This window comes from Fictibacillus sp. NPDC058756 (genome assembly GCF_042746035.1).
In the GTDB taxonomy this organism is placed as follows: Bacteria; Bacillota; Bacilli; order Bacillales; family Fictibacillaceae; genus Fictibacillus.
The window spans coordinates 137,742-149,416 of sequence record NZ_JBHYPU010000002.1 but is presented as its reverse complement, the minus strand read 5'-3'; the positions used below and the strand labels follow the sequence as shown (position 1 = coordinate 149,416).

Annotated in this window: 12 protein-coding genes; 6 read left to right on the top strand and 6 right to left on the bottom strand. The window is 41.3% G+C overall.

Annotation, left to right across the window (positions count from 1 at the left end):
- Window positions 1-10: 10 nt before the first annotated feature.
- Complete coding sequence (locus ACFW35_RS17595) at window positions 11-1,363, bottom strand: L-cystine transporter (protein WP_171978959.1); 1,353 nt, start codon at window positions 1,361-1,363, stop codon at window positions 11-13.
- Between the two features lie 328 nt (window positions 1,364-1,691).
- Here ACFW35_RS17595 and ACFW35_RS17590 point away from each other — a divergent pair, with 328 nt between their 5' ends.
- The gene (locus ACFW35_RS17590) at window positions 1,692-2,261 is read left to right on the top strand and encodes a DJ-1/PfpI family protein (protein ID WP_379847769.1); all 570 of its coding nucleotides are present in this window, start codon (window positions 1,692-1,694) and stop codon (window positions 2,259-2,261) included.
- Here ACFW35_RS17590 and ACFW35_RS17585 read toward each other — a convergent pair whose 3' ends face one another.
- A complete protein-coding gene (locus ACFW35_RS17585; protein WP_379847768.1) occupies window positions 2,262-2,450 on the bottom strand; it encodes a hypothetical protein in 189 nt (62 codons plus the stop codon).
- Window positions 2,451-2,453: 3 nt separating this feature from the next.
- Window positions 2,454-2,978 (bottom strand): 5-formyltetrahydrofolate cyclo-ligase, encoded by a 525-nt coding sequence (locus ACFW35_RS17580; protein WP_379847766.1) that lies wholly within the window; start codon window positions 2,976-2,978, stop codon window positions 2,454-2,456.
- 126 nt (window positions 2,979-3,104) lie between these two features.
- On the opposite strand from ACFW35_RS17580, the gene ACFW35_RS17575 reads away from it, so the two are divergent.
- The 3 genes from ACFW35_RS17575 to ACFW35_RS17565 all read left to right on the top strand — a co-directional run bounded on the left by ACFW35_RS17575 (window position 3,105) and on the right by ACFW35_RS17565 (window position 5,479).
- Window positions 3,105-3,557 carry a DUF2269 family protein gene (locus ACFW35_RS17575; protein ID WP_379847765.1) on the top strand — a complete coding sequence of 151 codons (453 nt, stop codon included), beginning with the start codon at window positions 3,105-3,107 and terminating at the stop codon, window positions 3,555-3,557.
- 64 nt (window positions 3,558-3,621) lie between these two features.
- Complete coding sequence (locus ACFW35_RS17570; protein WP_165389522.1) at window positions 3,622-3,783, top strand: hypothetical protein; 162 nt, start codon at window positions 3,622-3,624, stop codon at window positions 3,781-3,783.
- A 139-nt stretch (window positions 3,784-3,922) separates the two neighbouring features.
- Window positions 3,923-5,479: an ABC-F family ATP-binding cassette domain-containing protein gene (locus ACFW35_RS17565; protein ID WP_379847763.1), complete on the top strand. Its 1,557-nt coding sequence runs from the start codon at window positions 3,923-3,925 to the stop codon at window positions 5,477-5,479.
- Window positions 5,480-5,727: 248 nt separating this feature from the next.
- On the opposite strand, the gene ACFW35_RS17560 is transcribed toward ACFW35_RS17565, so the two are convergent.
- Window positions 5,728-7,641: an ABC-F family ATP-binding cassette domain-containing protein gene (locus tag ACFW35_RS17560; RefSeq protein WP_379847762.1), complete on the bottom strand. Its 1,914-nt coding sequence runs from the start codon at window positions 7,639-7,641 to the stop codon at window positions 5,728-5,730.
- 416 nt (window positions 7,642-8,057) lie between these two features.
- Between ACFW35_RS17560 and putP the strand changes: the two genes are divergently transcribed.
- Entirely contained in the window at window positions 8,058-9,536 is a 1,479-nt protein-coding gene (gene putP / locus ACFW35_RS17555) for a sodium/proline symporter PutP (RefSeq protein ID WP_379847760.1), read from the top strand.
- A 54-nt stretch (window positions 9,537-9,590) separates the two neighbouring features.
- Here putP and fni read toward each other — a convergent pair whose 3' ends face one another.
- Window positions 9,591-10,637 (bottom strand): type 2 isopentenyl-diphosphate Delta-isomerase, encoded by a 1,047-nt coding sequence (gene fni, locus ACFW35_RS17550; RefSeq protein WP_379847758.1) that lies wholly within the window; start codon window positions 10,635-10,637, stop codon window positions 9,591-9,593.
- Window positions 10,638-10,905: 268 nt separating this feature from the next.
- Between fni and ACFW35_RS17545 the strand changes: the two genes are divergently transcribed.
- Window positions 10,906-11,412, top strand: a complete 507-nt coding sequence (locus tag ACFW35_RS17545) for a GNAT family N-acetyltransferase (protein ID WP_379847757.1) — start codon at window positions 10,906-10,908, stop codon at window positions 11,410-11,412.
- Window positions 11,413-11,457: 45 nt separating this feature from the next.
- On the opposite strand, the gene ACFW35_RS17540 is transcribed toward ACFW35_RS17545, so the two are convergent.
- Window positions 11,458-11,637, bottom strand: a complete 180-nt coding sequence (locus ACFW35_RS17540) for a hypothetical protein (protein ID WP_379847756.1) — start codon at window positions 11,635-11,637, stop codon at window positions 11,458-11,460.
- Window positions 11,638-11,675: the final 38 nt, after the last annotated feature.

Genomic DNA, 11,675 nt, shown 5'->3' with positions numbered 1-11,675 from the left:
CACTTATTTCTTAAGCACTTACCTCAACTTGATTTTCACTGTCATTGTAAGCATCTGTATCTAATTGTTTCTGAACTTTACTCGTTAACAGTCCCGATGTCATCGCGCCGCTCACGTTTACAGCTGTACGGCCCATATCGATCAATGGTTCAACTGAGATCAATAGACCAGCTAATGCAATCGGAAGATCCATAGCAGACAATACAAGAATCGCTGCAAATGTCGCTCCGCCACCTACACCTGCTACACCAAACGAGCTAAGCGCTACAACTACAACGAGAGTCAACAAGAACGATGGTGACAGCGGATCGATTCCGACAGTCGGAGCGATCATCACGGCAAGCATCGCTGGATAAATGCCAGCACAGCCATTTTGACCGATTGAAAGTCCGAATGAACCTGAGAAGTTCGCAATTCCATCAGGTACACCCATGCTCTTTTGTGTACGGATGTTTAGAGGAAGCGCTCCTGCACTTGTACGGGATGTAAAGGCAAAAGATAGTACCGGGAATGATTTTTTCATATATGTGATTGGGTTTAACCCAGCAAACGTCAACAATAACAAGTGAATTCCAAACATGATCAAAAGCGCTACATAAGAAGCAATAACAAACTTACCAAGCTTCGCAATCGCACCCATATCACTAAGTGCTACCGTTTTTGTCATTAAGGCAAGTACTCCGTATGGTGTTAAACGGAGAATCAGCGTTACAACACGCATAATCACAGAGTAAAAAGCGTCAACAATCTTTGCAAACAACTCAGCATGTTCTTCCTGCTTGCGCTTCACCCCCAGATATGCAATCCCAAGGAATGCCGCAAAGATAACAACTGCAATCGTTGAAGTTGGTCTAGCACCTGTAAAATCTAGAAACGGATTAGCTGGCAGCAATGATAGAATCTGCTGCGGCAATGTTAAGTCTTTCACTTCTGCAAAAGTACCTTCCATCTGCTCACCGCGCGCAGTTTCTGCGTCACCCTGTTCGATTTGAACAGCTTCAAGATCGAAAGCAACAGACGTTCCAATCCCAACAACCGCTGCTATTGCAGTTGTTCCTACTAAGATTCCGATAATTAATCCGCTTAATTTCCCGATGTTTCCTTTAAGGTTTAATCGAGTAAACGCGGATAGGATGGAAATGAACACAAGCGGCATAACGATCATTTTTAAGAATGTTACATAACCGCCGCCTACTAGATTGAACCAATCAGTGGATTTTGCTGCAACTTCAGAATCAGCACCATAGCCGTACTGAAGAACAAGACCGAAGAGAATCCCTAATCCAAGGCCTGTGAATACACGTTTAGAAAAGGAAACGTGTTTCTTTTGCATGTAAAACAAAACACCTAAAAGTATAAGCATAATTGCAATATTTGATAAAACTAAATAAGTAGTCACCTACAAGTCCCCCCTTTAGTTAACTAAAATAAATTAATACAATAAAACCTATCTGTCAAGTAGGAATTACTGAGGGAATATTTTTAGCAGTCACCTCCTCTTTTGCACAATAAAAAGGCAAGCCTTTCCCAATAGAAAGAACGAGCCTTTAGTGTGATTGTGTCTTCGTATTTTGTGAGATTATTTAGTTGTGTTTCAGATATATTCCTTCGAGAAATAAATTATGCTTGTTTTTGTAGCAAATTCATATGAGCAGGTGCTAAAATTTGGATATACAAAAGGAGGTCAAGATATGAAAAAAGTATTACTGTTTGTGTATGATTCTTTCGCTGAATTTGAAATTTCAATTTTAATCACTTGTTTAAATGGTTCTGACTATGAATTAGTTACATGTTCACCATATTCATCTGGCAGATCGGTTACATCAGCCGGCAAATTGAAGATCATGCCTGATATAACAATTAATGAAATTGATCCGGATGAATACTCAGCACTTATCATTCCAGGCGGAAATCCCTATCACTTGCTTGAAGACACTGGTGTGACAAACATAATTCGCACTTTTTTCGATAGCAATAAACTGATAGGTGCTATATGCGGAGGACCAGCATTGCTGGGAGCTGCCGGAATTCTGAACCACGTAAGATATACCGCTTCACTCACTCAAAATGACACACAATTTCTGCCTGTAATGAACTGGGACAACAAAAAAGAAGAACATCTTGTTGCAGATCAAAATGTAGTAACTTCTACAGGCTCAAACTACATCAGTTTCGCTGAAGAAGTATTGCGTCAGCTGAAAATTGTACCTGCAGATGAAAAAAATCCTTTGCAATATTTTAAAGAACCCTCTATGTCATAATTATTTGTTAGAGATCAACTCTTTAATTTCCTTTAAAACGGGCATGGTTTCCATGTCCTCTTCACTTACCTCTTCCCAGACAATCCCTGTCGGTTTTGGATAAGGTGATTTTGTTTCGATCAATCCTTTTTCAGTAGCAATCCAATCCACCGTTAAGTCAAACACATTAACAGGAATATTATCATCCACCAGCTAAGCACTTTGAATGGAAGTGATCACGGGTACTCCTTTATTCCCAAGCTCACGGATAATCGCATATTCCCTGACCGCATACCCTTCCCCTTTACCAAGTCTTCTGCCGTCACGGTGAATGGCAACCGATCCCACTACAATCAAGTCGATCGGAGGCATCTTAGATAAAGGAAGCACTTTCCCATAGTTCATAATGCTTGAAAGACTTGCCGCTTTTCTTTCCTCACCCTTCGGAACCCACTCCGGCTTAACTTGAATGAAACCATCCTTAAGTCTCGGCGTCGGCACGAGCAGCATTTTTCCGTCCTTTAAAATTTGAGTCCTAAGAGGCAGCTGAGGCGAATCAGGATTAACTTTGATGACTTTAGCTTCTTTGTATTCTTTCATTTCCGTTATGTATATAGCAGCAGCCTCTGCTCCTTTAAAATTAGGGATTCGATTTGTTAAAGGAAACGGAAATCTGCCCAGCTTTTCTTCAGTGAGTTTGTTCCAAATTTTATGTCTGATTTCATCCTTTTGGTTCATTATTGCATCTCCTCTTTGTTCTCTTAGGATAAAAGTCATTATTAAAAAGAGGACTATTCTCCTGTTTAGTGTAATAAATTGTGTGGGGGAAAGAAAAATTTTTTATTGAAATGGGGGATTATTTATATGACGCTATACGGAACACTTGTCTTGCTTCACATTATTGCAGCAGTTGTAGGTCTTGGCGCGAGCTTTGCGATGCCAGTCGTTACAAAATTCGCAAAAACTGCCGCACAGGCACGGTTTGCACTTGAAGTGAACGCAAAGATTGAAACCTTACCGAAGATTGGAAGCTTAACACTTCTTGCAACTGGACTTTTATTAGGTTATTTAAATTCTGCACTTTTTAGTGAAGTTTGGTACATCTCATCTCTGGTGATTTATGTTCTGGCACAAATACTTGTTATGGGCATCATTCCTAAGAAACAAAAACAAATGAGCGAAATTCTTGCATCACATGAAGGCGACGAACTGCCCGATTCTTATCGGACCGTTGATAAACAGCTTGACCCTTATGTTTATATTTTACACGGTTTAGCTGTCGTACTAATCGTTTTAATGGTTGTAAAACCTTTTTAGGTGTTCATAAATTCCCTCTCTCTTGGACACAATACGGTGTAAAGAGACGAGGAGTGAAAAACACATGGCACGCGGAAAAGAATTCGAACATAAGAAAAAGGGCCATCCAGGTCGCTTTCCAGATAATACACTGCAAAACAGACTCGTTCAAAAAAGTGACGAGACTGATTCAGCAAACCTGGCTACAAAAGAAGCTTTTAAAAATCGTACTGGAGAACAAGAATAATACACGAAGGCACTCATGGAATTTTTCTCCTTGGGTGCTTTTTCATTGTCACGATTCGTCATACACCTATTGAGTTCCTTCCCCATTCAATACTATAATCAAGAGTGTACAAATTACTGACAGAAAAGGTGTTATATAGATGAGTATTTTAACAGTACAAGGATTGAGCCACGGTTTCGGCGACCGTGCCATTTTTAACGATGTTTCTTTCCGTCTTCTAAAAGGAGAGCACATCGGTCTAATCGGTGCAAATGGTGAAGGTAAGTCTACCTTTATGAATATTATCACTGGTAAATTGAAGCCTGATGAAGGAAAAGTTGAATGGGCGAAAAAAGTACGCGTTGGTTATCTGGATCAGCATACCGTTCTTCAAAAAGGAATGACGATCCGCGACGTGCTGAAGAGTGCGTTTCAATATCTGCTCGACATGGAAACAGAAATGAACAGCATGTACGAAAAGATGGGTGAAGTCACTCCTGAAGAGCTAGAGAAATTGCTTGAAGATGTAGGAGTAATCCAGGATACGCTAACGAATAACGACTTTTATGTAATCGATGCAAAAGTTGAAGAAATCGCGCGGGGTCTTGGACTTGATGATATCGGTTTAGACCGTGATGTTCACGACTTGAGCGGCGGTCAGCGTACAAAGGTATTGCTTGCAAAACTTTTATTAGAAAAACCAGAAATTCTATTGCTGGATGAGCCGACAAACTATCTGGATGAACAGCATATCGAATGGCTGAAGCGCTACTTGCAGGAGTACGAAAACGCGTTTATCCTGATTTCGCATGACATCCCATTCCTGAACAGCGTTATCAACTTGATCTATCACATGGAAAATCAAGAGCTAAACCGCTATGTTGGCGACTACGATCACTTTAAATCAGTTCATGAGATGAAAAAATCCCAGCTGGAGGCGGCATTCAAGCGCCAGCAGCAAGAAATTGCCGGCTTAAAAGATTTCGTGGCCCGCAACAAAGCGAGAGTTTCAACTCGTAACATGGCGATGTCCCGTCAGAAGAAGCTAGATAAGATGGATGTAATTGAGCTGGCAAAAGAAAAGCCAAAACCAGAATTCAACTTTAAAGAAGCCCGCACGCCGAGTAAGCTGATCTTTGAAACGAAGGATCTCGTAATCGGATATGATGAGCCATTGTCGCGACCGCTGAACCTGCGCATGGAACGCGGACAAAAAATTGCTTTGGTCGGTGCGAATGGTATCGGGAAAACAACATTGCTCCGCAGTATTTTAGGTGAAATCAAGCCTGTTTCTGGTTCGGTTGAACGGGGTGAAAACCTGGAAATCGGCTATTTCGAACAAGAAGTAAAATCTGCAAACTACAACACATGTATCGAAGAAATCTGGAACGAGTTCCCTGGTTTCTCTCATCATGAAGTTCGTGCAGCTCTGGCGAAGTGCGGATTAACAACAAAACATATCGAGAGTAAAGTAGAAGTTCTTAGTGGGGGCGAAAAAGCAAAAGTTCGCTTATGTAAACTGATCAACCATGAAAATAACGTATTGGTACTTGATGAGCCTACAAACCACTTGGATGTTGAGGCAAAAGACGAGTTAATGCGTGCGTTGAGAGCCTTTAAAGGAAGCGTCCTCTTGATCTCCCATGAACCAGAATTTTATAAAGAAGTAGCAAACGAAGTCTGGAACTGCGAAAACTGGACAACGAAGGTGTTTTAATCGAATTTTTAAGCCCTCACTTTTAAAAGTGAGGGCTTTTATTTAGGAATAAAAATCTAATTAAGTCTAAATTTCAATAATAAAGTCTAAATAAGAGTTAATTAGGTCTAAATTAGAAAAATTAAGTCTTTTCTAAGGTCAATTAAGTCTATTTTTAAAAAAATAGGTCTCTCGACAAAAATTGACATAATGCTTCTTTCACTTCTCAACAAAAACACCTCCTGCCAGCCGCAAGAGGTGTTTCTCAATTAATTCTCCAGTTCCTCCACAAGAAGCGACAGCTCTTCCCAGCGTTCCATCGTCACTTCGAGCTCTGTCTCTACTTTTTTCTGTTCCGCATAAAGCTCACTGATTCGTCCGAAATCACTGCCCGCTGCGACGATTTCAGCTTCGATCTGCTCTTTCTTCTCTTCAAGCGCCATGATGCGATCTTCAATTGTGTCCCATTCCTGCTGCTCTTTATAAGATAGCTTTTTCCGCTTTTCTTTCCGCGGCTGACCGCCACCATCCGCCTCAGCTGCGACAGCCTGAGCTTCCTTTTTAACAGAAGCCGCAACCTCGTCACGCTCTTTTTTCTCCTCCATATAATCGGAGTAACTGCCTTGGAACCTGACGACCCTGCCCTCACCTTCAAATGCCAGCAGATGATCGACCACGCGATCTAAGAAATAACGATCATGCGAAACGGTTAAAACGACACCCGGGAAGTTTTCCAGATACTCTTCTAAAATACCGAGAGTCTGAATATCCAAGTCATTCGTAGGCTCATCCAGAAACAGAACGTTTGGCTCTTCCATCAGCACCTTCAGCATATAAAGTCTGCGCTTCTCTCCGCCTGAAAGTTTGCGAATATACGTATATTGCATATAGCGCGGGAAGAGGAAACGTTCCAGCATCTGTTCAGCTGTAATCGTCTGGCCATCAACTGTACTGATCACTTGTGCCGTCTCTTTTACATAATCGACCACACGAAGGTTGCCATCGAGTTCATCATGATCCTGCGTATAATAACCGATTTTAACGGTTTCGCCGACTTCAACAAAACCCGAGTCAGGCTTCATTCTGCCTGCAAGCATGTTCAACAAAGTTGTTTTTCCGCTGCCATTTGGTCCGATGATACCAAGACGTTCACCAGGAACGATCAAATAATCCAATCCGTCAACCAACTTCTTGCCATCAAGACTTTTCGTCAATTCTTCTACCTCAATTACCTTTTTGCCAAGACGCTGTGATCCGATTGCAAATTCAACAGAACCTTTTGCAGCAGGACCTGTTTCCTCCTGCAGACTATCCACCCTCTGAATACGGGCTTTTTGCTTAGTCGTACGTGCTTTCGCTCCGCGGCGCAGCCAGGCTAATTCACGTCTGAGCGTGTTTTGGCGTTTATCTTCATTCTGCAGGGCGATCTCTTCCCGCTCTGCTTTTTTCTCTAAATAGGTTTCGTAATTCCCTTCGTAAACATAGAGTTTTCCGTTATCAAGCTCAAAAATATGATTTGTAACACGGTTTAGGAAATAACGGTCATGGGTAACCATTAAAAGTGAGCCTTTGTACCCAGCGAGGAATGTTTCCAGCCATTCAACCGTTTCATTATCAAGATGGTTTGTCGGCTCATCCAGAATCAAAAGGTCAGCTGGCTGAATCAAAGCTTTTGCGATGGCAACACGCTTTTTCTGTCCGCCGCTCAAGAATTTCACTTGTCTTGAAAAATCGCGCAGTCCTAGTTTCGTTAGAACAGTTTTCGCAACGGTATTCGCTTCCCATGCTTCTTGATCGTCCATTTTTTGCTGACAATTCATTAAGCGCTGCAGCTTTTTCTCATTTGCAGGATCCGCTTCCAAATCCAGCAATGCTTGCTCATAGTCACGCATCGTTCGCATGATGGCTGAATCGCCATAATAGATCTGCTCCAAAACAGAAAGCTCTTCCTCCAGCTCAGGCTCTTGGGCGACGTATTCAATCTGAAACTGGTTTGCGTGAGTGATGCTGCCCTGTTCAGCGGGGTCCAATCCTGACAGAGCTTTTAACAAAGAAGACTTCCCTGTACCGTTTGGACCAATCAACCCGATTCTTTGTTTTTCACTTATTGAAAAAGAAATTTTATCAAAGAGAGTTTTCTCTCCATATGTTTTATATAAATTTTCTACTAGTAAAATACTCAAAACGAAATCATTCCTTATGGTAAAATTCTTATTTTCTATTGTAGCTTAACAGCGTCAGAATAGCATCTTTAGGTTATGATTTGGGTTTTTTCTTAGTTTTTGTTATAGTGATAAACATGTTCTGAAAAGGAGTGGGCACGTTTTTTGCTCAAAACGGATGCCGCTATTTTCGATTTTTTCGGCTTGGCTTTTATCTTGTGGTTGATGCCGGGTAACATTTTTTCCGGCAATGTTTGTTATGCGTTTTTCTACCGCGCTTTTGACTTCAAGTTTTTTTGTCACTCCTCGCAAACTCTTTTTGCAAAACTAAAAAGCTCTAGTTTTAAAAACCTGTCATCTTTTTCATAAACTTGTAATCCGTTGAGCAAACTAACGTGACCTATTTCATGAAAAAAGAAAAGGAGAGATTTTTTTACATGCAAACAGGAGTTATTATTTCTTTAGTTATCTACATGGCCGGTATGCTGTATATTGGGTACTGGGCTTACAAGAAAACAAACGACCTATCTGATTACATGCTCGGAGGAAGAGGACTTGGTCCAGCTGTAACAGCATTGTCTGCTGGGGCTTCCGATATGAGTGGCTGGATGATGATGGGGATCCCAGGTGCGATGTTCACAGATGGGATTAGCAGTCTTTGGATTACGATTGGTCTGACGATTGGTGCCTATTTGAACTATATCCTTGTTGCACCTCGACTTCGTACGTATACAGAAGTGGCAGATGATTCTATTACAATCCCTGATTATCTTGAAAATCGCTTTAATGATACGAAGAAAACGCTGCGTATCGTTTCAGGTCTTGTTATTATTATTTTCTTCACACTGTATTGTTCTGCAGGACTTGTTTCTGGAGGCAAGCTTTTCGAAAGTGCGTTCGGCATGGATTACATGACTGGGATGCTTTTAACAGGAGCAGTAGTAGTAGCTTATACACTGTTCGGCGGGTTCCTTGCCGTGAGCTGGACAGACTTTGTTCAGGGCTGTATTATGTTCATCGCCCTTGTATTAGTGCCGATTGTGGCATTTACAGACATCGGTGACGCCCAATCAGTAATAGACACAGTACGCGGTGTAGATTCATCATTGCTTAATATGACAAAAGGTCTTTCAGCTCTCGGATTAATTTCTTTATTAGCTTGGGGATTAGGTTACTTTGGTCAGCCGCATATTATCGTTCGCTTTATGGCGATTACATCTGTAAAAGATATTAAAAGAGCAAGACAGATTGGTATGAGCTGGATGATTATCTCATTAATCGGTGCAGCACTAACAGGCTTCATCGGTGTAGCATGGTTCGATATAGCTGGTAGAAAACTCGCAGATCCTGAAACAGTATTCATCGAGTTTGCTAATCTATTATTCCACCCGCTTATTACAGGATTCTTGCTTGCAGCAATCTTGGCAGCAATCATGAGTACCATTTCATCACAGCTTCTCGTTACATCTTCATCTGTGACAGAAGACTTTTATAAGCAGTTCTTTAAAAAAGATGCATCACAAAAACAGCTTGTACTAATCGGAAGAATTTCTGTTTTAGCTGTTGCAGTTATTGCAACATTGTTATCACTGAGCCCGAATGATACGATTCTTAGCCTTGTCGGATATGCATGGGCAGGTTTCGGTTCAGCATTCGGACCACTCGTTCTTCTAAGTCTTTTCTGGAAACGAATGACGAAGTGGGGAGCTTTAGCAGGTATCGTTGTTGGGGCTGTTACTGTTCTAACTTGGGTTCAGTTCCCGGATTTAAAAGAACAAGTATACGAAATGATACCAGGATTCTTCTTAAGCTTAATAGCTATCATCTTAGTAAGCTTAGTTACGAAGGACCCTTCTCAAAAAGTACAAGACCAATTCGAGAACATGGAAAAAACATTGGAAGATGTATCAAAATAAATATACAAAAAAGCGTTCCTGTTTTTCAGGAGCGCTTTTCTTATGGCTTGTTTTTCAGCTTTTCATCAATCGTTTTGTAGTTTTTAGTTCATCAATATTTGCAGCACCAATCCCAAACATGGCAGCTTTAAGTTCAAATTCAATTCGGTCCATTTGTAAAATCAAAGCTTCAGCATCTTTCTCCACAGCCGACTGAAGCAGGCTCCGGCCAAATCCAGCTAGGTCGGCACCTAACGCAAGTGATTTCGCAGCATCAACACCATGTTTCAGCCCTCCGCTCGCGATAACGGGTATCTTCTTTGATACTTCCCTGACACCTGCTATACTCTCAGAAGTCGGAAGGCCCCAATCTAGGAATGCTTCAGCAGCTTTTTTCCTTGCAGCATCTTCTGAACGGTAACTCTCTACCTGAACCCAAGATGTTCCGCCAGCCCCTGCAATATCAATAAACTGAGCACCTGCTGCAATCAGCTTTTCAGCAGAAGTTTTATCAATTCCCATGCCGACTTCTTTTACACCAACCGGAACGGATAACCCGGAAATAAGCTTTTCGATTTTACTTAATAAATGAGAAAAATCCGTATCACCTTCTGGCTGGAACACCTCCTGCAGCGTATTCAAGTGAAGAACGAGAGCATCCGCTTCAGCAATCTCGACCGCTCGTTTACACTCCTCCAGCCCAAAACCATAATTAAGCTGCACAGCACCGATGTTTGCAATAACAGGGATGTCAGGAGCCCATTTTCTAATCTGAAAAGTGTAAGCAAGCTCCTCTTTCTCCACCGCCGCTCTCATAGATCCAAGACCAATCGCCCAGCCTCTTTCCTGTGCTGCAACAGCCAAGTTCTGATTTATCCTAAGCGCAGTTTCCGTACCGCCAGTCATCGAACTGATCAAAAAGGGAGTCTTCATCGATTTTCCTAAAAAAGAAGCAGAAAGAGACACATCCTCAAAAGATATCTCGGGCAAAGCATTGGGTATAAATCGATAGTTCTCTAATCCCGTTGTAATGTTCTTCCCCTCAACATCTTCATGAAGACTGATCCTAATATGCTCCGTTTTCCGTTTCTCTGTGAGATCTTTAGGATGATCCAAGTTCATTTCCTCCCTTCTTGCTGTTATTCTATCTTCCCTCAAAAACCATACCATTACACTTTACATCTTCTAAACAGCTCACGCTAGGGGGACTGACCCCCAACAATTTATTTCCCGCTCCAAAACCGAGCAAACACCCGTTAGGAATGCTCCATTTCACTCCTTCATTGATACCCATTTCATTTTCAGCCTTCAAAAATCTAAATTTCAAATACCATCCAACCTACAATTTGTGTTAAACTACCAATTAAAACAATTATTGGGGGTTGTTTGCATGGAGATTCGCTTGCTCACACCAGATGATGCCGAAGCGTATTGGGAGATGCGTCTTGAGGCACTAAAAAATCATCCTGAAGCTTTTGCTACAAGTTATGAAGAAGCTCTAGAACGTAAAAATCCAATTGAACAAGTGGCCAGCAGGCTTAAAGGTGACGGTGATTTTACTTTCGGAGCATTTCAGGAAAATGCACTGATTGGTGCCGTTACATTAGTCCAAGACAAAATTGAAAAAATGAAGCACCGCGCTCACATTGTCGCCATGTATGTAAAACTTGACAGCCGCCGCTCAGGTGCCGGGAAAGCCCTCGTAACAGCTGCGATCAGCCATGCAAAACAGATTCCCGAAATTTTAAAACTTAATTTGACAGTTGTCTCCAGCAATGAAAAAGCAAAAGGACTTTACAGTTCACTAGGCTTTACGACATATGGTAAAGAAGAAAAAGCACTTCGAGTAGATGAAACATATTATGATGAAGAACTAATGGTTCTTTTCCTTAAATAATCTTAAACGCACCAAAAAAGCCTGCAATCGAAATGCAGGCTTTCTTTACTTTTTATTATCATTTGAATGATCATTATTATGTTCGAGATAGTCTTCTTCTTGATTTTTTGGCTTTTTCTTTCTAGTCTGACGCACGATTAGTATTACAATAATGATTACTAACAATAAGCTGACGTTTAAGAAGCCGCCTAAAAAACGAAAAATATCTGCCATAAAGTTATCCATGCTGCTTCACCTCTTTTCAGCATTTTCCCCTTTATAAC